We start from the raw sequence: 17,535 nt of genomic DNA, 5'->3' as shown, positions 1-17,535 counted from the left end.
AATTGCCAATCTGTCAGAATAACGTATTAGCAGCAAATTCATAAGTAAAGAGAATCTAATTGTGCAACCTCAATGGCTATACGAGCAAATTAGGCAGGATAGTCAGGCGACAAACAAGGCTTGGAAGCCAGAATTTTCACTACCTAGTACTCTCAACTGGATGCAAGCCCTAGCTCATGAAGTTGAACAAGAGCATGGCACAGAACCGCTCGATCAATTCATACGATGCCGTTCACACTTTTCGAGCATTGCACGCTTAGATCGAAAGGCTTCATTAGCTCCAGTCTTTGGCTCTCTATTTCACGCGCTCACCTTTAGCGTGACCCTAATTTCAATGGTCGAATGTCAGCCCTGTCGCCCCTGGATATTTCCCACCGCTATCGTCACTTGGTATTACGCTACATACAATGCCCTCCGCAGTATTGTAGCGGCATCAGGCAATATACCGCCTGAGACGCATACCGGCTTGCAAAAATGTCTTTTTGGCACTAATATCCGTCCGAAATTGCCCCATCCTTTCAATGTGGTGGCAATGTACAAAAACAACGAGAACTACGAGCCTACATTGCCGTGCTATCCTAACGTAGCATCAGAGAAGTTAGAACAAACATTCATTCAGAAACGCTCACAGTCTCAAGGAATGCTACTCGCTTACCTTAATGGAACAGCCGCTTGGGAAGTAGATCATATCAAACTCCAGTTGAAGCGCGATCTCAGGGTTGATAGCTTCCGAACCAAAGATGCTCAGCAAGCTCGAAATGAGCGACTAAAGAGGAAGTTGCCTGAGATTAATTTTCTACATTGCGCCTTTCGCTATCGTGGCAAAGCTAATTATCGGGACAGCATTTTTCTAGCATACGGGCAAGATGATAGTCGGATTAGCACTGCATTTATTGAGTCTTTGGAGATAACTGCCCGGTTTGCATTTATTTGTGGACTAGCCTACGCGGAACGCCGTCTCGGAAAAGCAATAGCTAAAGATTTTCTGGTGGATGTATCCCGCCATTTTAGAGGTCAGACACAAGGTACTGCAAGAGAAAAAATATGGGATGTAATTTTATTAGAACAATATTAGTCAATCCGTACACAACTTAAGGTCTATCCGAGACCCTGTGCGTCATCATTCACTCAAGAAATTACAACATTTCCAGGGGGACAGGTTGAGTGGGCGGTGGAAAGGTAGCATCCAGAGTCGCTAGTTCTTCAGGACTCAATCTCACATCCAAGGCAGCGCGGTTTTGCTCTACATGCTCAATGCGGCTGGACTTGGGAATTACGATTACGTTTTCTTGATGCAATAACCAGGCGATTGCCACTTGCGCTGCTGTCACTCCACGACCTTGAGCGATCGTTTTCAAGGTCTGGTTGTTGAGCAACTGTCCTTGCTCAATGGGGGAGTACGCCATGATGGGAATCTCTTGCTGCCGACACCAGGGTAACAAGTTCAACTCAATTCCCCGTCGCATCAGGTTGTAGAGTACCTGATTTGTGGCAATCGTGTTCCCACCCTTCAAATGGATTGCTTCCTGCATATCTTCAGTATCAAAATTACTCACCCCATAGCTGCGGATTTTTCCCGCCTGCCGAAGGGTCTGAAAAGTGTCCAATGTCTCTGACAACGGTACAGAACCACGCCAATGCAGCAGGTACAGATCTAGATAGTCAGTTTGCAGTCGTTTGAGACTGCGCTCACAGGCAGCAATTGCTCCTTTTTTAGAGGCGTTATGCGGATAGACTTTGCTGACCAAAAAGACTTCAGAACGGCGATTAGCGATCGCCGGGGCAATCACCTCTTCGGCTCCACCTTCTCCATACATTTCGGCAGTATCAATCAAAGAGAGTCCCAGATCCAAGCCGTGACGCAAGGCATTAATTTCAGTCTGTCGATTGCTGGAATTCTCGCCCATTCTCCAGGTGCCCATGCCAAGCACAGGAACGGTTTGTCCAGAGTGTAGTTGCAGCGATCGCATGAGTGTAATCCTTTTAGGCTACTGTCGAGAGCGCATTTCTTGCTGGCGCATCGGCATTGTATCAATTGTGCGAAATAACATTGCCAGATCAACCAGATCAATAGGAGTTCGACTCCGTTGTTTCTCTGTCCCGTCTTTGCCAATTAAAATCACCGCAAACTCTTCAACAGGAACTCCAAATTGTCGCCTGAGCCTGTCCGCTGATGCTGGGCTAAGGAATTTCCCATCAACTCGACTCTCTCCTGTTCCCAACACTTCCACCAACTTGAGGTCGCGATCTCCTACACCAGCTCGCTCCGCTTGCCACATTTGTACTTGTTGTTGGTAAGCAGGTATACGCTTTGAAGGCGCGAAGATCAGCACAGTCCGATGCTGCCATTGGTAGTCACTCAATTTGAATTCAACCATCTGCAAACGACCAGAAGTTGAATCAACACTGGTTGTTGAGAGTCCAGAACAAGCAGGGACAGGTGAATCACTCATTGAGATGGGAGGCTAACTGTAGACACAGCCTTGCAAAAGGGGCAGAAGAACAAAAACCGCTAGAAACCACATTGCTCAGATAGAACCGACTTCCTTACTGTAGCCAAATCTTTGCAAAAGAGGCTGATTCCCAAGAGGGAATTTCGCGGTTCACGGGTTAAGCGGACAAGGGAAAACCTGCTGCCAGTAACCAACCGAAAAATAGAGCAGAACTGATCGCATACACCCATGCTCGATTCAACAAACCTGCAACCAGAGACAGAATTCCCATTAGCGGTGGAAATAGAGGTAGGAGCAGGAACGTGAAGCTCAACTGGGGCAGGAAGTTAAGGTCAGCACGAAGCCACCGATCAGAATGACACTTTGTCCCAGTCACCAAAGGATGCGTTTGCCAACGCCAATATTCTGCTGCACGATTCCTGATGCCAGAAACCAGGGAAGACAGGCGATCTCCAGCGGTAACCATAGCCTCAACCGAATCGGAATCAGCCACCACTGGAGCCAGACCACCTGAGCCATTGCGCCAAAGGCAACCCAGAGGATGCTCTACTGGCTCGTCACGCGGTACAACGATGACATTACAGTGGACGACCAAATCCTGATTTGGATTGCCGGAAAGCAAGCGGGAATTTATGAGATCGCTCGTGTGCTTGAACCACCCCAATTCCTGGATCGTCCACCAGATCTCGCCTATTGGACAACACCCATGCGAGCGATCGGCAGGTTTTATGCTCCGGTCGAGTTCACTCAAAAACTTCTGGATGCACCTCTGCTAAAGTCTTGTCTCCAACACGACCCAGTTTTGCGAAAGTTGCAAGTGCTTTGGACTCCCCGGAGTACAAATTTTGAAGTGACCCAGGAACAATGGCAAAGAGTTGAAGCGTTGCTACAACGGCACTACTAACCAGGTATACGCCAAAACACCCAGAAGGGACACCCCCAAAAACAACTCCTGCTGCTCATGCCAGGTGTTCCGCAGTCCGTTCAAGAAATATCTGAAAGATTCTTGGCGAGCTTGCCCCAGTTCTGCCATCAGCACCTTTACTTGAGCATCGACTTCTTCAAGGGATACTTCTCCCCGTTGATAAGCCGCATCCAGTTGGCTCAACTTGCGCCAATAGGTGTTCGTCGCCTCTAATAAATTTGAACCCATGACAGAAATCTCTCTTTGTTAACCTTTGTAACAAGTCTAACGAAGTAAGTTCCTGACTGAGTTCTGTTGAGCGGTAGAAGCAGCAGCGTCAATAGTTAGAAATTGCCTCACTTCTACATCAACACAAGAGCAAAAATCTCCATGACTTCTCTAAAAAGTACTCCTGTTGTAGATCAACGGAGCGATCGCTACCCCTTGTTAAATTCCAGTTGTCCAACGTACTCATATTGTCCATACTGCTGATCGCCGCTAAATAATTGCACCTCATAAGTTCCCGTACCAGGTAAAGCACAGGACAACTGAGGCTGTTGACTCGTCTGCTGGGCGCAGTGTTGGGATTGCCCACTCCCTTTGGCTCCATAACTTGCCATCAACCAGCGCTGCCCAGGATTTTCTAGTTGAATCATCGCGTTGTTCCGAATGTCCGTTTGCGATCGGGTCGGTGAAATTAATTTCAACCCCTGAGCAAAGAAGTTGGGACGCAGCATCGGTTGCCGCAGGAAATCACCACGAGTTATAGGTTGGGATAGAAGCTGCCAAGCGGCATCATCGGGGAAATGGCTGACAATCATGACTTCTGGCGGTGGAAACAGGTAGCTAGTGCCATATTTTTTCGTGAAACCGGAGGCATTCACGTAGCCACTGTCCCAGGTCGCGTCGATCAAGTACCAATTTCCCTCAATCTTCGCTGCATTCCAGGCATGGCTACCACCATTGAGGTCGCTGATCTGACTGCGAGAATCACCGACCACATACACAATCTCTTCCCCGATCGCCTGCCCCAAAGCTTCTAACAACTTGGCATATCCAGCACAGACCGCTTTGCGGGTGCGAAAGATGGTTTCCGCATCCTGGGGTGGACGAGGAACTTGTCCGAAGAAAGCCGGAGCATCATAGGCAATGCGATCGGCAACATAATCGTGTAATGCTTTCACCCGTAGGAACGGATCTTTTTCCTGTTGAGCGAGGTATTGGGCAACCGCTGCGATACTGGTTTCAACATCCGGTGGCATTTGAGCAACCGCAGGATGAATACTCGCATCAACTGACCATAGATTTGCCCGATGGGTTGCAGCAGTCTTTGCAGCAGGTTGGGGTGTGGGCTGTGGTTGTGGAGAAGCTTGACTGCTTGGTGTGGGCTGTAGAGACGGTTGAACTTCAGGGTGGGGAGTAGGGCGAATCTCTCTAGTGTCAGCGTACTGCTGGTAGGGATTCTGATGCACTGCCAGATACAGCCACTCTAGCCCGTTCGCCAGTTTGAATAGCGATCGCCGTACCAGTTCAATCTGATTTCCCTGCCTGCCATCGAGCATCCAATCGCCCCGTGTTGAAAGCGCCAGAAATGAAGTTTGGGGGCGCAATGCCAGCAGGCAAGCCAGGAAAATCAGGTTGAGCAGGAGAGTTCGCAAGACCAAGCGATCGCCCCAGGTTAAAACGGGCGGCTTTCGTTGGCGACGTTTGCTGCCCCATAAATCCCAGGCGATCGGCAGCAGGGGAAACAGGAGAATGCCGGAGATGACTGCCAACCAGGTTGGACCATTTGTATACGCCACCAGGGAAGATGCTAACCACACACCCAGGACAGGAGTGAGGAAACCCAACAGGGTTAGCAGTCCTTTGAGCCGCAGAATGGGGAGGTCAAGGAGGAGGAAACGCATAAGATCAAAAAGAATCGCTTACCTGACTTAAGGGTGCCCAATCGTATGAGCTGAAAGTTTAAGGTTTGGTTGGAGGGGAAACTTCAAATAGATACACTGACTGGGCGATCGCTTTCTGATTCAACGCATCCTTGGGGCAAACTCGATAAATGAACACTTACACCAATTCTGGGCTGTTCAAGCTCTAAATCCTACCTTTTCAGTCAAGCAGCTTTCGATGCGACTGCTAGTCTTACCCTTTAGTATGAGGATGTTCATCGCTAAAATGAACGGATGCTGTAAATCTTTAACAGAGTAACAATGACGGCACGAGAATTTCCAAACTGGGAAGCGCTTTATCAGGAGAAATCCGTTGAAACCATGCCCTGGTTCAACCCAGACTTAGATCCGGATGTTGAGGAAGCTCTCATTGTCCTTGATCTGAACAGTGGCACCCTACTGGATTTGGGAACCGGACCTGGAACCCAGGCGATCGCGTTAGCTGAGCGAGGCTTCCAGGTAATTGCGACCGATTTGTCAGAAACAGCCATTCGTCAGGCAGAGGCGAAAGCAGCAGAGAAAGGACTAGAAATATCGTTCCGCCAAGATGACATTCTTAACAGTCATCTGGATCGCTCGTTTGACCTGATTTTAGACAGAGGGTGCTTTCATGTTCTGCCACCGGAGCGTAGAGGAGATTACGTTCAGACGGTTGCGAACCTATTAAAACCCAAGCGTTACCTGTTGTTGAAATGTTTCAGTACCCAGCAACCAGGAGAACAAGGTCCTTATCGGTTTACTCCTGACGAGATTCGGCAAATATTTACAGAGCGATTTCATCTGCGATCTGTTGCCCAAACCGTTTATCACGGCACCCTCGACCCGCTCCCTAAAGCACTCTTTTGCATTCTAGAAAAGCGGTGATTTGACGATGCACCACCCTCGATCGCAGCACATTCTTGAAGCATTCCAGGCTTTTTTGACCACGCCGCTTGCAGCCAAATTGCAACCGCACAGTCAAGCGGACTGGGAAAAATCGGTTCTGAACTTGTTCTATCAAACGGTTGCAACGGTTCCTGCCTATGGATCATTTCTGCACACTCAAGGCATTAATCCGGCTGCTATTCAAACGATCGCAGATTTTCAGCGCCTTCCCCTGACCACGAAGGATAATTACCTGCGGCAATACCCGTTGGCGCAGTTGTGTCGTCAGGGGCAACTAGAAGACTGCGACATGATTGCCGTTTCCTCTGGCTCTACTGGACAACCCAGTTTTTGGGCGCGATCGCTCACCGATGAATTTCAAATTGCCACCCGCTTTGAGCAAATTTTTCATGATAGCTTTCAAGCAGATCAACGCCGGACTTTGGCGATCGTATGTTTTGCCTTAGGAACCTGGGTCGGCGGGATGTATACCGCAAATTGTTGTCGTCATCTGGCAAGCAAAGGCTATCCTCTGACCCTGATTACCCCTGGAAACAATAAATCTGAAATCTTGCGGGTTGTTCAAGCTCTAGCTCCCCAGTTTGAGCAGGTGATACTGCTGGGCTATCCTCCATTTTTGAAAGATGTGATTGATAGTGGCATAGCTCAGGGTGTTGATTGGCAAGCTTATCAGGTGAAGTTGGTGATGGCAGGGGAAGTATTTAGTGAAGCATGGCGATCGCTCGTAGGCAATCGGCTTGGCTCAACAGACTTCTGCTACGACTCGGCTTCGCTCTACGGCACAGCGGATGCGGGAGTGCTGGGGAATGAAACACCCTTGAGCATTTGTATTCGTCGTTGGTTAGCAGATCACCCCGATGCGGCTCGCGCCCTGTTTGGTGAATCCCGATTGCCGACGCTGGTGCAATATGACCCGATAAGTCGCTTTTTTGAAGTTCAAGATGGCACCCTGTTATTTTCCGGTGATAATGGCATTCCCTTAATTCACTATCACATCTCCGATAATGGCGGCTTGATCACGTATCCACAAATGCTGCAATTTTTGCAAGAGTGGGGATTTGATCCCATCAAAGCGCTGCAAGGCAGGCGGGGAGTTTATCCGTTGCCGTTTGTCTATGTATTTGGGCGATCGCATTTCACCATGTCTTACTTTGGTGCTAATGTCTATCCTGAAAATGTCACGGTTGGATTGGAGCAAGCGCCCATTTGTGAGTGGGTGACTGGAAAATTTGTTATGCAGGTGACGGAAGATGTGGATCAAAATAAGACTCTTGCCATTGCGGTAGAGTTAGCTCCTGGTGTTATAGGCAGTGAAGAGAAGCAAGATGCGATCGCGACTGCTATTCACCAGCATCTGCGACGACTCAATAGTGAATTTGCCAACTACGTGCCAGAGGCGTACCAAATTCCTCATCTCACTTTGCATCCAACGGGTGATCCCGATTATTTCCCGGTTGGAGTCAAACACCGTTACACTCGCTCATAAAGTGCTTCAGTTTTCCAGCAGGCGATGATTCAAACTTTGATTGTTCTACTGATGGTCGTTGTTATCACTGCCGCGATTTTGCTTCGTCCTGCTTTTATGCGCTGGCATCGCAAACGCCTCAAACATCGCCCATTTCTCCCGCTTTGGAGAGCAGTCATTCAGCAAACTCTGCCCATGTATGAGAAACTCTCGCTAGACGAACGCAGGCAACTGCAAGGACATATTCAAGTATTTTTGGCAGAAAAACAGTTCATTGGCTGCGCGGGGTTGCAGGTTACTGAAGAGATGAAGATCACGATCGCCGCGATCGCCTGTTTATTGCTGTTCAATGAACGAGGACAGTATTTCCCGAAGCTGCAGTCTATTTTGATTTATCCAAGCGCTTATGTCGTCAACACGACAACTTTTGTGGAGAATTTTGTCGTTGAGGAAAGACGAGAAGCCAGACTGGGAGAGTCTTGGAGTGCGGATCAAGTGGTTCTAGCATGGGACATCGTGAAACGAGATACTCTTCATTGGACGGACGGACACAACGTTGTCCTCCATGAGTTTGCCCATCAGTTAGATCAAGAAGACGGTCAAGCTGAGGGTGTGCCGATTTTGCCAAGTCACTCAGACTATGCCATTTGGAAACAGGTGATGACCCAGTCCTATCAACAGCTTTGCCAAGATATAGAGAGTGGGGTTCAAACCGTGATAGATAGTTATGGGGCAACCAATCCAGCAGAGTTTTTTGCCGTTGCGACTGAGACATTCTTTGAAAAACCACGCCGATTGCTGACTCACCACCCAACCCTCTATGAACAACTGCGCCGCTATTATCAGCTTGACCCACTGCAATGGATAGAACGGCAATGAGTAAAAAGTTCTATTCAATTCGACCGATGAGCCGCGTAGATCTTCAGATTGCGATCGCGTGGGCAGCCGCAGAGGGATGGAATCCGGGGTTGCACGATGCTGAGTGTTTTTATACAGCCGATCCAACGGGGTTTTGGATGGGTTTATTGGGGGATGAACCGATCGCTACCATCTCAGCCGTTAAATATGGCGACTCTTTTGGATTTGTCGGATTCTATATTGTCAAACCAGAGCATCGGGGGCAAGGCTATGGGATTCAACTCTGGAATGCAGCATTGGATACATTATCAGGTCGCAATATTGGTCTAGATGGTGTGCTAGCTCAACAGGACAATTATCAGAAATCTGGATTTCAATTCGCCTATCGTAATATTCGCTACGAGGGTGTGAGTGGTAGTGAGTCAACGAATCATTTAGGAGTCGTTGACTTATCCACCATTCCGTTTGAAATGATTGCAGTTTATGACCGCTCACTTTTCCCAGGCGATCGCCCTCAGTTTCTACGGAGTTGGATTAATCAACCTGATAGTACTGCTTTGGGGATTGTGCAAAACAACACGCTGGTAGGGTACGGAGTGATAAGGCTCTGCCACACAGGTTACAAAATCGGTCCGTTGTTTGCGGATCAGCCATCTTTGGCAGAAGCGTTGTTTGTTGCCCTCCAGTCAACGGTAGCGGCAGGTACTCCCATTTACCTGGATGTTCCTGAAATCAACGTAGCGGCTGTCAACCTGGCTGAGAAGTATGAGATGAAGAGGGTGTTTGAGACCGCTCGGATGTACACTCAAGCCTGTCCTGAGTTACCCTACGATCGCCTGTTTGGTGTGACAACCTTTGAACTTGGATGATGAATCGCTGTCGCTTTAAAGGGTATATCTGGCTACCAATTTCTGAGCAGACTGACAATGCTTTTCAACTAGCTTCAGTGGTGCTAGAACCTGAGCATTTTCCAATGGACAGAGATCGCCAGAGGTGAAGATTTACCACTTTGACGGCAAGGATTATCAGGAGCAGGCAACGGGCGGCATTCATCCCGGCAATTTGGAGGGAGATTTAGAGTTGTTGATGCGTGCTGTGTTGAAAGTAAACAACATCCGCGAGGATCTGGGTAAAGTGGGTCCGGTGATTGCCGCACAGGTGGAAGAGGCGATGTTAGGGCGACGGGTGACACTCGACACGTCCAAAGCTGAACGAGAGTCGGAACCTGTGCGTCGGCTGCTCAAGTTTGAGCGCAAGGTGCGGGAGCAAATTGAAAAGCTACGAGAGCACTGCATAAAACGCGGCAGAATTTGCGGCTGACTCCAGAGAACATTGAGTCAGTCGTGCGAATTGGGCTTGAGTTGGCAGATCAGCCTCCATTGATTGAGGCAAAGGGTGAGGAGATACAAGGGCGTGCCTTTCATCTACCCCAGTTAAAGAGTAGCTGGGCAGCCTGTGCTGAGTGGTTAGAGCATGCCCATACCAAGCAAATTCGTCCGATTACATTTGACTCTGATGTTGCCCACGGACGCGATGATGTGGTGCTGGCACACCTGAATCACCGATTGGTGCAGATGTGTCTGCGGCTATTACGGGCTGAAGTTTGGTCCACAGAAGGGCGGAAGAATCTGCATCGGGTGACTGCCAGAGTAGTGTCCACAAAGGCAGGGTTAGAAACTCCGGCAGTGGTGACGTATGGACGATTGGTAATTTTGAGAAGTGATCAGCAACGTTTGCACGAAGAGGTAATTACGGCAGGTGGAGTCTTGAAGGAAGGGCGATTTAGCTGTTTGGGGGTGATGCAATTACAAGCGGCATTGGGAGCGATTTCTTCCGGTTCAGTCCCTGAAACGATGCAGCAGAAGTTAGCCCAGATGTGGGACAAATATGCTGAACCTCTGATGCAAGCTTTAGAGGTGCGGAAGGGAGAGCGTGCTACAAGCCTGCAACGGGATTTGCAGAACCGAGCGGAGAAAGAGAGCGCAGACATTACTGCCATTTTGACGGAATTGCAAAAGAGCATCCTCAAGGAGTTGGAGGAGCTAAAGGTAGAGCATTTGACATTATTTACTACGCCAGAGCGAGAGCAGTTTGAACGAAATATGAACAGCCTCAAAGCCAGAGCGGAGCAAATTCCACAGGAGATTGAACAGGAGACAAGTCTGATCCAGAAGCGGTTTGAAAACCCAACGGCACGACTATTTCCTCTGGCAGTCGTGTTCTTGGTGCCGCAGAAACTCATCCGACCCTAGTAGGCTAGAAAAGCTGACTTTTTGTTTAATAGTGTTCGACGATTTATGCAAAAGACTCACGCCTTCGCAATTCTTGCCCCCGTCCCAGAGATACATTTAATCTCAGGAATGGAGACGCTTGTTGCCCAAATCGATGCCGACGATCTGCCGCCGGATCATGTGCCCAAAGTTGCCTTTGGCAGCATGGACTTTGAAGTGTTTGGTGAGGTCGAAAAGCTGAGGGGTGGCAAGGCGATCGAGGTCTTCATCTACGCCTCTCAAGCCAAAGGCGATCAGCCATTGAACCCGGAAGTGACCTGGCGGGGATTGTACATAGGTTATGTGGGGTCTCGTCGAGGTCGCTATCCGGGTAAATTGATTTGTCGTCCTCAATCAACTGCTACTGATCCCCCGACCTGGGCGGTGTTTTGGGAGGTGCAAGAGCTAGAGCAGCTTAAGCAGCCGATTCCAATTGGTGGCTTGCGTGGGAAGAATAAGAAAACAAACTATCAAGCTCGATTCATTCCAGAAAGTCCAGTTTTGATTGAATATCCTTAACCATCTATGTCTATTGCCCGTCATCATGCTGAATGGTTGTCGCTGGTTGAAGCATCGGGTCCGTTTCTAAGCTTACCTGTGCTGCTCAAGGCGTTTCCAGCAGGATTGGATGCCCACACCCAGAGCATGATTCACCGAGCGTGGGTGGAGTTTGTGCTAGCAAACGCTGGAATTGCTCGAGGAAGTGTTTTTGAGTGGGTAACAGATTCCACCGGGGTTGAGTGTGTCCGTTGCCGAACAAAACGAAACCTTACGCCCGGATTGGGTGGCGGTGAATCCGGCAGAGGCAGCGGATGCGGGGAAGCCCCGGATGCTGGTGCAACTTGCTTCTCTAAACGACTTACCGCAATTTCTAAACGATCAAGTCGTTTGGAAAGACCTTTCAGGTATGACTCAATCTGATCAAGCTGTTCGGTGATGCTGGCTTCACGGTTCAATTCCAGCGGTTGAGATCTGTAAGTGGAATCTAGTTTTGCACCCAGCCTGTCTACCTTACTCCCAACTGTTGCAGCCGCAGTGGCTAAAGGATTCTCAACCGCAATTTGTTCTGGCTCCGCTGTTGGCGTTACCGTTGCACATCCGGCTGCCGCTTCTTGTAAACGGCTGGTCAGCTTTTCTACCTGCTCATTCTACCGCTGAAGTTCTCGGACAATTCGTTCTTCGTTCCTCATCGTCCTGAGCTGCCAGGTTTTCTAATACTCCCTGCCCAACCACAATACCCAAGGTTGCCAGTTGTCCTGCCAGCCCTGCCACATTCACTCCATTGGTTTCGCGCCCATTTACCGCAGCCGAAGCACTGAGCCGCGACGCTTCCTCCATTGGGTCTCGGTAGCGGAAGTCTCAATGATTGGATTTACTAGCTTTGCCTTGAGCCTACGCCCTTGGAGTTTTGCTCTGAGCTTTCGCTGGCATTTTGGCTTGAGGTTTAGCTGTCGGAGGCAAAGCAAGCTCCTCATCCCCTAACTCATCCAAATCGGCATCTAGTAGCGTCTCTAAATCTTCGTCTGGCTCTTCATCAAAGTCGTCATCGAGATCAAGAGCATCGTCCAGGTCAGCATCCAGATCATCAAATTCTGCCTCTTCAAACCCAAACACCTCAGCAATGTTGAAAGGCGTAAAGTAGTTTTCATCCTTGTCTGTAAAGCCTTCTAAGTTTTTGATCAGATACTTGCCGCTGGTTCTCTGCCTGGGGTCATTGCTGAGATAGAAGCGGTAGCCTCGAATTTCATCATCATTGCTACCACCCTCAGAAAGCTCAACAGTGATGGAGCCTTGCCTGATCGCTCACTAAACGCTTCTACATAAACCTTGAAGTCTTCGTGCGGCTCAATGCCCCCCTCTTGAAGTGCCTTGGTAATGGCTTTATCAAGGGTGTTTTCAGAATGGCGGAGTTTGCGACGATCTGTCAAATTCTTCCACGTTCGGCTTTGCCGACTCAAAGAGTCTCGCTTTTGGGCACTCTGCCGCTGCTTGGGTCGGGTGGGTGTTTTGGTAGCCATAGGCAGCCCTGGAACACAAGTTAAGGTGCTATGGATATCACCCTAACAAGGCTCTATGGCTTGCTACCTATACCTAATGGCAATTTGTAGAGTATCCATCTGGCTACAATTAGTGAGAAATTCTTAAATACTGAATTGTAGTTAGTAAGAGTGAGTGAGTGAGGTTCAAAGTCACGAGAATACGCTCCCAAAGCTTGTAAAACTTCACATTAGCAATCAGCATTGCGATCACCTCATGGGAATGGTTATTAAATTCTCAATCCTCAGCTTTCGATCATAATACGTTTTTGCTTCTCTTCAGACAAGTTCACCTTACTACCTCACCCTAAATAAGCTTTTGTCAACCAATTTGTAACAAATTGCTACAATATAGTACAATGGCACTACACTCTAGTAGCAAGAGGTTAAAATTTGCCTATAGTTACGCTAGGGCTGGAGTTGTTAAGTAACTCTCAGTTTATATAGCTTTCATTCACCTACTGAGAACAGATTATGGCGGGAGAAAAAAAGGCGGTCACAATTGTTGTAGAAGGCACTCCTCATGAGTGGCCCAAGGGCGAAATCACTTATGCAGAGGTGGTTACGCTTGAAGTGCCAAACTATGCGCAGCATCCTGAGATCACGTACTCCGTGAAGTACAAAAACGGTCATGGTAACAAGCCTGAGGGTATCCTCTCATCTGGTGCCTCTGTAAAAGTTAAAGAAGGGATGATCTTCAGTGTTTCAGAAACTGGTCAATCATAACGACGACATACGGCGTTTGGTCGAAAAGGGTTACGCAGTTTCCTTTGACAGTAACCATCTTGTTATACGTGACATTCCATATTTGGACAATAATCGACAATTGCAGTTAGGTGCTATTGTCACGAAGCTTGTATTTGTAGATCAGGAGCAAGTTACCCAGGACGATCACCAGATTTTCTTCGCCGGCTCCGTTCCACATAATCTTGATGGAACAGCAATTCCTAATCTTGGGGGTGGCTGCACTCAATGTCAATTGAGCGAGGCTAGTAGTGATGTTATTGTGCAGCGCTCATTCTCGAACAAACCTCGGAGCAGTGGTAAGTTTGAAGATTTTTTCGAAAAGATTGAAAGCTATGTCGGTATAATATCTGGTCCAGCAACTGAATTGTATAATGCTACTCCTTACACCTTTCGTGTTGTAGATGAGGTTGTATCAGACTCTGTATTCAAGTTTCAAGATACGCTGACGAGTAGAGCAGAGATTACAGACTTATCCGCAAAATTTAAGGATGACGTGATTGCTGTAATCGGTCTCGGTGGCACAGGTGCATACGTTCTGGATTTCCTGGTGAAAACTCCGGTGCGAGAGATTCGGGCATTCGACCTCGATACGTTCCACGTACATACCGCCTTTCGTTCACCAGGCAGGCTTGACTCTACTGAACTTGGCCAGATGAAGGCAGAGGTTTATGGTTCGCGTTATGAAAACTTCCGGACGGGGTTATCCATCACGCCTCAGTTTATTGACGCTTCTTCCACAGAAGACCTCAATGGTGTGACTTTCGCATTTGTATGCGTTGACAAAGGGTCGTCTCGGTTTGGCATCTTTGATCTGCTCATTTCAAAGGACATTCCTTTTATTGATGTAGGTATGGGACTTAATCGGAAAAAAGGTTCACTCAATGGTATGTTACGCACAACTTACTACTCCGTTGAGCATAGCCAGACGGTACGTGACATGGATTTAGCCGAGCTTGCTGATAACCCGGGCGATCTATATCGAGCCAATATTCAGATCAGCGAACTCAATGCGTTGAATGCATGCTTAGCTGTTATCCGGTTCAAGCAGCTGCGCGGCTTCTATTTAGAAGAGCTACCGTACTATCACCTTTTGTTTGAGGTAGGAGATCTTAAGATAGTTGGGGAGTCGAAGTTCAGTGATGAAGATTGAACTGCAACATGTCCACTACATGCCAAAAGAACTTAAGCCTGGCGTGTTGTATGTTTCAGAAGAATTCGGTACTGCTGCACATCTTTGCGCGTGTGGATGTGGTTCCAAAATTAGAACCCCATTAGGTATAACTGAATGGTCTCTTGAGGAGACCGATAGCGGACCTACGCTTCACCCTTCAATCGGAAATTGGCAGCAGACTTGCCAATCACACTATTTAATACGTCGGGGTGAAATCATCTGGTCCGACAAATGGACATCTAAGCAAATCAATGCGGGTCGTCGTGGCGAAGAAGAACGCCGTCGCGCTTATTATGATGCTCTTGATCGTCAGCGCAGCGGAGTTCTACGGAAGTTCTGGCGCTGGTTGAAAAGCCTATTTGACCGATAGTTGACACTTTATTGCTTTGTTGTACTCACCGCCTGAGCTTCAACGGGCTTGAGTAAGCAGCCAATTGAGTTAAAGGGGTAATTGAAGAGGCGACGCAACGAGGGCAATTATCCCTCATATGTCACTCTAGTTAAAGTAAAATTCAGGCGAAACCCTGAAAGTCTTGCACCGACTGCTGTCTGGTATATACGCTTCATTGTCAAATGTTTTGAAATATCGGAAATAAGCTGCATATGCTAAGACTCAAGCCGTATAGAAGCTTCAGCATTTTTTATTAAATTTGTTTTTCCAAAAGTGATTCAAGAGGGATAAGTTGCCAAAGAAGAAGTCGTTCAAGTCGTTGACTCTACCGTGATCAACAACAGGGTATGTGGTATCTGGTTCAACGTTCTTCCGGTCAGGATGGTTAGGTCATGGGGCAGTTCATCCGGTTCAGTGGGAACCCCGATCTCTCTGCACGTCCTTCTGTCGTTATGCGAGGGGGAGGACCCATTCTCGCTCAACCTGGCAATGATGCTCGTGTGATTGGACAAGTCCGAGATGGAGAAGTAATGACCATTTCTCGTTCCGTTGAAGTGCCAGAGTTAGACAATCGCAATAGTACTTGGCTTCAAATCAATCGCGGTTGGGTTTCGGCTGAACTCATGTTCCAACCTGCTTGTCTTCGATTTAATGGTAATCCGATGCGAGTGGTGGGTGTAGAGGGAGCGATCGTCCGAGCAGAACCAAGCAGTCAGGCGAAGCAAGCTGGTCGCTTAGAGGGAGGAGAAACCGTTGTTCCCCTGAAGATTGAAACAAATGCACAGGGAGAATGGCTCAAAACTGAGCAGGGATGGGTGAACAGCAAGCCACTGTTTCTTCTAGCCTACCAAAGTCGTGATTTGTAGAATAGATAGAGTGTTCCCTCTCAGATGACTATATCTGGTTGTGCAGAAAAATGATCGCATCAATCGACATATCCCAACTCCAGAAGGATAGACAAAAATAAGTTTGTGGCTAACGCGATCGCACCAACACCACAGCCCAGACAGAGAAATCTTTATAATCGATTGATGAGTGTGTAGCCCAAGCAAACGAGCTTTTACAGTGCAGGAAGTTGGCAGCAATGAAGTGAACCGTCCATCCATCCATTCCAAGAGGAATCATGAAAGTCTTTCACCAAACATTTCACTCAGAAGCAATTTTGTGCGAGGGTTTCAAGGACGCTGAGACCACCTATGAGACAGGTCAAATATTCAAAGGTGTCTGGGTGCAGCCGATGCTCCCCTCGACGATCATGGAGGTGCTAATGGCGACGCAGTTCTCTGCCTTGAAATTCCTGACAGGCTATTCGAGGAATACGAATGGGTTGAAGAAGATCTTGAGTGCAGACTATATCGGGAATCATTCATTCCGGCAGCAGAACTGAATCGCTATCCGATTCAAGTCTGGAATGAGGGAGAGTAGGGATCGTAGCTTTCAAGAATGGATGTTGATTTGCTGATGAGTGAACTCATCAAACATGGAAAGATTCATGCACTTCTAAATTTGCTTCATATGGGCGACAAGCTGATCGAGAGCTTTGCCCCATCCATCATAAAATCCCATATCCGCATGGGTCTTGCAGTCCTCTTGATTTCCATGAATAACAAGTGCGGTATATTTCGTTCCCTGCTCGTGCGGCTCAAGCGTAAGCACGGCTGTGAACGGGAAGTCACTACTGTTTTTTTCAACTGATTGGATGACGGGACGATAACCCGGTTGAAGGGCATTTGTCCAAACCAGCTTTTTGTTCGGGATGACTTCCAGGTAACATCCAATATTTGGAAACTCTTGCCCCTCCGGAGAACACATTACGGTACGGAAAAGCCCACTAGGGCGAAGATCAATTTTACAATCGATCGTCTTTCAGGGTGCAGGCGTAAACCAGTGCTTTAGGTGCTCTAACGTTTTCCAGGCAGCCCAAACCAGTTCTGGTGAAACATCAACGATGCGTTCAAAGACAGGTCAAGTTGAGGATCAGGTTGATGAGTTAATGGAGTCATCGCTTTTCTCCTTCAGTTGGGTGAGGTAAGAATCTAATTGATTGAAACCAATCACACTCGCTCAAAACATTGAGGTGCTGAGTAAACGACGGCAATGCCATATCGAATGGCTGCGCGAGTTCGCTAACGGCAGCAGGTCCAACACTGAGCCGTTCGAGGACGGCACGCCTGGTTGGGTCTGCCAGGGCATGAAAAACACGATCAAGTTGGATAAATTAGTTAGGCATATACCTAACTATAACGCCATCAATACTTGGGTAAATACCTTTCTTTTGTTGGATTACCGAGCGATCGCTTCTCCTGTTTTTTGGAGATGGTGACTGCGATCGCCTACACCCCCCATTTGCTGAGGTGTAAACACCTGCCATTCAGTGTGCATCAGCAGAATGTCGCCTGACTAAGTACC

General features: G+C 48.1%; 25 protein-coding genes. 15 read left to right on the top strand and 10 right to left on the bottom strand.

What is annotated here, in order from left to right; genetic code table 11:
• Nucleotides 1–61: 61 nt before the first annotated feature.
• The gene (locus AC1S5B_RS18650; protein ID WP_482037201.1) at nt 62–1,075 is read left to right on the top strand and encodes a hypothetical protein; all 1,014 of its coding nucleotides are present in this window, start codon (nt 62–64) and stop codon (nt 1,073–1,075) included.
• 61 nt (nt 1,076–1,136) lie between these two features.
• Here the strand turns inward: AC1S5B_RS18650 and AC1S5B_RS18645 are convergent, their stop codons facing one another.
• The 3 genes from AC1S5B_RS18645 to AC1S5B_RS18635 form a co-directional block, all read right to left on the bottom strand.
• Nucleotides 1,137–1,970 carry an aldo/keto reductase gene (locus tag AC1S5B_RS18645; RefSeq protein ID WP_482037200.1) on the bottom strand — a complete coding sequence of 278 codons (834 nt, stop codon included), beginning with the start codon at nt 1,968–1,970 and terminating at the stop codon, nt 1,137–1,139.
• An 18-nt stretch (nt 1,971–1,988) separates the two neighbouring features.
• Nucleotides 1,989–2,378, bottom strand: a complete 390-nt coding sequence (locus AC1S5B_RS18640; RefSeq protein WP_482037199.1) for a DUF4174 domain-containing protein — start codon at nt 2,376–2,378, stop codon at nt 1,989–1,991.
• Nucleotides 2,379–2,825: 447 nt separating this feature from the next.
• Nucleotides 2,826–2,972 carry a hypothetical protein gene (locus AC1S5B_RS18635; protein WP_482037198.1) on the bottom strand — a complete coding sequence of 49 codons (147 nt, stop codon included), beginning with the start codon at nt 2,970–2,972 and terminating at the stop codon, nt 2,826–2,828.
• A 22-nt stretch (nt 2,973–2,994) separates the two neighbouring features.
• Between AC1S5B_RS18635 and AC1S5B_RS18630 the strand changes: the two genes are divergently transcribed.
• On the top strand, nt 2,995–3,357 hold the full coding sequence (locus tag AC1S5B_RS18630) for an EVE domain-containing protein (RefSeq protein WP_482037197.1): 363 nt from the start codon (nt 2,995–2,997) through the stop codon (nt 3,355–3,357).
• Here AC1S5B_RS18630 and AC1S5B_RS18625 read toward each other — a convergent pair.
• Both AC1S5B_RS18625 and AC1S5B_RS18620 read right to left on the bottom strand, forming a co-directional pair.
• Complete coding sequence (locus AC1S5B_RS18625) at nt 3,340–3,606, bottom strand: hypothetical protein (protein ID WP_482037196.1); 267 nt, start codon at nt 3,604–3,606, stop codon at nt 3,340–3,342. The two genes, AC1S5B_RS18630 and AC1S5B_RS18625, sit on opposite strands and share 18 nt — an antisense overlap.
• Nucleotides 3,607–3,794: 188 nt before the next feature.
• Nucleotides 3,795–5,264, bottom strand: coding sequence for a transglutaminase domain-containing protein (locus tag AC1S5B_RS18620; RefSeq protein WP_482037195.1), 1,470 nt, complete (start codon nt 5,262–5,264; stop codon nt 3,795–3,797).
• A gap of 300 nt (nt 5,265–5,564) precedes the next feature.
• Here AC1S5B_RS18620 and AC1S5B_RS18615 point away from each other — a divergent pair, with 300 nt between their 5' ends.
• The 9 genes from AC1S5B_RS18615 (at nt 5,565) to AC1S5B_RS18575 (ending at nt 11,939) form a co-directional block, all read left to right on the top strand.
• Nucleotides 5,565–6,167, top strand: coding sequence for a class I SAM-dependent methyltransferase (locus tag AC1S5B_RS18615; RefSeq protein WP_482037194.1), 603 nt, complete (start codon nt 5,565–5,567; stop codon nt 6,165–6,167).
• Nucleotides 6,168–6,174: 7 nt separating this feature from the next.
• On the top strand, nt 6,175–7,674 hold the full coding sequence (locus AC1S5B_RS18610; RefSeq protein WP_482037193.1) for a phenylacetate--CoA ligase family protein: 1,500 nt from the start codon (nt 6,175–6,177) through the stop codon (nt 7,672–7,674).
• A 51-nt stretch (nt 7,675–7,725) separates the two neighbouring features.
• On the top strand, nt 7,726–8,532 hold the full coding sequence (locus AC1S5B_RS18605; RefSeq protein ID WP_482037192.1) for a M90 family metallopeptidase: 807 nt from the start codon (nt 7,726–7,728) through the stop codon (nt 8,530–8,532).
• Between the two features lie 26 nt (nt 8,533–8,558).
• Complete coding sequence (locus AC1S5B_RS18600; protein ID WP_482037191.1) at nt 8,559–9,380, top strand: GNAT family N-acetyltransferase; 822 nt, start codon at nt 8,559–8,561, stop codon at nt 9,378–9,380.
• Between the two features lie 124 nt (nt 9,381–9,504).
• Complete coding sequence (locus AC1S5B_RS18595; RefSeq protein ID WP_482037190.1) at nt 9,505–9,831, top strand: hypothetical protein; 327 nt, start codon at nt 9,505–9,507, stop codon at nt 9,829–9,831.
• Nucleotides 9,832–9,854: 23 nt separating this feature from the next.
• Entirely contained in the window at nt 9,855–10,763 is a 909-nt protein-coding gene (locus tag AC1S5B_RS18590; RefSeq protein WP_482037189.1) for a hypothetical protein, read from the top strand.
• 45 nt (nt 10,764–10,808) lie between these two features.
• Nucleotides 10,809–11,300: a hypothetical protein gene (locus AC1S5B_RS18585; protein ID WP_482037188.1), complete on the top strand. Its 492-nt coding sequence runs from the start codon at nt 10,809–10,811 to the stop codon at nt 11,298–11,300.
• Between the two features lie 6 nt (nt 11,301–11,306).
• Entirely contained in the window at nt 11,307–11,702 is a 396-nt protein-coding gene (locus AC1S5B_RS18580; protein ID WP_482037187.1) for a hypothetical protein, read from the top strand.
• Nucleotides 11,703–11,759: 57 nt separating this feature from the next.
• Nucleotides 11,760–11,939: a hypothetical protein gene (locus tag AC1S5B_RS18575; protein WP_482037186.1), complete on the top strand. Its 180-nt coding sequence runs from the start codon at nt 11,760–11,762 to the stop codon at nt 11,937–11,939.
• On the opposite strand, the gene AC1S5B_RS18570 is transcribed toward AC1S5B_RS18575, so the two are convergent.
• From AC1S5B_RS18570 to AC1S5B_RS18560, 3 genes are all read right to left on the bottom strand, one after another.
• Nucleotides 11,925–12,119: a hypothetical protein gene (locus tag AC1S5B_RS18570; RefSeq protein ID WP_482037185.1), complete on the bottom strand. Its 195-nt coding sequence runs from the start codon at nt 12,117–12,119 to the stop codon at nt 11,925–11,927. The genes AC1S5B_RS18575 and AC1S5B_RS18570 overlap by 15 nt on opposite strands.
• Before the next feature lie 54 nt (nt 12,120–12,173).
• Nucleotides 12,174–12,395, bottom strand: coding sequence for a hypothetical protein (locus AC1S5B_RS18565; protein WP_482037184.1), 222 nt, complete (start codon nt 12,393–12,395; stop codon nt 12,174–12,176).
• A gap of 65 nt (nt 12,396–12,460) precedes the next feature.
• Nucleotides 12,461–12,799 carry a hypothetical protein gene (locus AC1S5B_RS18560; RefSeq protein WP_482037183.1) on the bottom strand — a complete coding sequence of 113 codons (339 nt, stop codon included), beginning with the start codon at nt 12,797–12,799 and terminating at the stop codon, nt 12,461–12,463.
• Between the two features lie 492 nt (nt 12,800–13,291).
• Here AC1S5B_RS18560 and AC1S5B_RS18555 point away from each other — a divergent pair, with 492 nt between their 5' ends.
• The 4 genes from AC1S5B_RS18555 (at nt 13,292) to AC1S5B_RS18540 (ending at nt 15,992) form a co-directional block, all read left to right on the top strand.
• On the top strand, nt 13,292–13,543 hold the full coding sequence (locus AC1S5B_RS18555) for a multiubiquitin domain-containing protein (protein ID WP_482037182.1): 252 nt from the start codon (nt 13,292–13,294) through the stop codon (nt 13,541–13,543).
• On the top strand, nt 13,518–14,714 hold the full coding sequence (locus AC1S5B_RS18550; protein WP_482037181.1) for a ThiF family adenylyltransferase: 1,197 nt from the start codon (nt 13,518–13,520) through the stop codon (nt 14,712–14,714). The genes AC1S5B_RS18555 and AC1S5B_RS18550 overlap by 26 nt, the downstream gene beginning before the upstream one ends.
• Nucleotides 14,704–15,105 (top strand): ubiquitination-like system serine protease family protein, encoded by a 402-nt coding sequence (locus tag AC1S5B_RS18545; RefSeq protein WP_482037180.1) that lies wholly within the window; start codon nt 14,704–14,706, stop codon nt 15,103–15,105. Before AC1S5B_RS18550 ends, AC1S5B_RS18545 begins: the two co-directional genes overlap by 11 nt.
• Before the next feature lie 413 nt (nt 15,106–15,518).
• Nucleotides 15,519–15,992: an SH3 domain-containing protein gene (locus AC1S5B_RS18540; RefSeq protein ID WP_482037179.1), complete on the top strand. Its 474-nt coding sequence runs from the start codon at nt 15,519–15,521 to the stop codon at nt 15,990–15,992.
• A gap of 634 nt (nt 15,993–16,626) precedes the next feature.
• On the opposite strand, the gene AC1S5B_RS18535 is transcribed toward AC1S5B_RS18540, so the two are convergent.
• Both AC1S5B_RS18535 and AC1S5B_RS18530 read right to left on the bottom strand, forming a co-directional pair.
• Nucleotides 16,627–16,974: an SRPBCC domain-containing protein gene (locus AC1S5B_RS18535; RefSeq protein ID WP_482037373.1), complete on the bottom strand. Its 348-nt coding sequence runs from the start codon at nt 16,972–16,974 to the stop codon at nt 16,627–16,629.
• Between the two features lie 151 nt (nt 16,975–17,125).
• Complete coding sequence (locus tag AC1S5B_RS18530; protein WP_482037372.1) at nt 17,126–17,314, bottom strand: ArsR/SmtB family transcription factor; 189 nt, start codon at nt 17,312–17,314, stop codon at nt 17,126–17,128.
• Between the last annotated feature and the right edge of the window lie 221 nt (nt 17,315–17,535).

Source organism: Leptolyngbya sp. CALU 1928, assembly GCF_056784215.1.
Note: the sequence above shows the minus strand (reverse complement) of the source record. Positions and strands in the feature narration are given on the sequence as shown.

Excerpts from the sequence above, each read along its gene's own strand:
- AC1S5B_RS18645 (WP_482037200.1), bottom strand. The coding sequence starts at position 1,970 with ATGCGATCGCTGCAACTACACTCTGGACAAACCGTTCCTGTGCTTGGC.
- AC1S5B_RS18640 (WP_482037199.1), bottom strand. The coding sequence starts at position 2,378 with ATGGTTGAATTCAAATTGAGTGACTACCAATGGCAGCATCGGACTGTG.
- AC1S5B_RS18635 (WP_482037198.1), bottom strand. The coding sequence starts at position 2,972 with ATGGCTCAGGTGGTCTGGCTCCAGTGGTGGCTGATTCCGATTCGGTTG.
- AC1S5B_RS18630 (WP_482037197.1), top strand. The coding sequence starts at position 2,995 with ATGCTCTACTGGCTCGTCACGCGGTACAACGATGACATTACAGTGGAC.
- AC1S5B_RS18625 (WP_482037196.1), bottom strand. The coding sequence starts at position 3,606 with ATGGGTTCAAATTTATTAGAGGCGACGAACACCTATTGGCGCAAGTTG.
- AC1S5B_RS18620 (WP_482037195.1), bottom strand. The coding sequence starts at position 5,264 with ATGCGTTTCCTCCTCCTTGACCTCCCCATTCTGCGGCTCAAAGGACTG.
- AC1S5B_RS18615 (WP_482037194.1), top strand. The coding sequence starts at position 5,565 with ATGACGGCACGAGAATTTCCAAACTGGGAAGCGCTTTATCAGGAGAAA.
- AC1S5B_RS18610 (WP_482037193.1), top strand. The coding sequence starts at position 6,175 with ATGCACCACCCTCGATCGCAGCACATTCTTGAAGCATTCCAGGCTTTT.
- AC1S5B_RS18605 (WP_482037192.1), top strand. The coding sequence starts at position 7,726 with ATGGTCGTTGTTATCACTGCCGCGATTTTGCTTCGTCCTGCTTTTATG.
- AC1S5B_RS18600 (WP_482037191.1), top strand. The coding sequence starts at position 8,559 with ATGAGCCGCGTAGATCTTCAGATTGCGATCGCGTGGGCAGCCGCAGAG.
- AC1S5B_RS18585 (WP_482037188.1), top strand. The coding sequence starts at position 10,809 with ATGCAAAAGACTCACGCCTTCGCAATTCTTGCCCCCGTCCCAGAGATA.
- AC1S5B_RS18580 (WP_482037187.1), top strand. The coding sequence starts at position 11,307 with ATGTCTATTGCCCGTCATCATGCTGAATGGTTGTCGCTGGTTGAAGCA.
- AC1S5B_RS18570 (WP_482037185.1), bottom strand. The coding sequence starts at position 12,119 with ATGGAGGAAGCGTCGCGGCTCAGTGCTTCGGCTGCGGTAAATGGGCGC.
- AC1S5B_RS18560 (WP_482037183.1), bottom strand. The coding sequence starts at position 12,799 with ATGGCTACCAAAACACCCACCCGACCCAAGCAGCGGCAGAGTGCCCAA.
- AC1S5B_RS18555 (WP_482037182.1), top strand. The coding sequence starts at position 13,292 with ATGGCGGGAGAAAAAAAGGCGGTCACAATTGTTGTAGAAGGCACTCCT.
- AC1S5B_RS18545 (WP_482037180.1), top strand. The coding sequence starts at position 14,704 with ATGAAGATTGAACTGCAACATGTCCACTACATGCCAAAAGAACTTAAG.
- AC1S5B_RS18540 (WP_482037179.1), top strand. The coding sequence starts at position 15,519 with ATGGGGCAGTTCATCCGGTTCAGTGGGAACCCCGATCTCTCTGCACGT.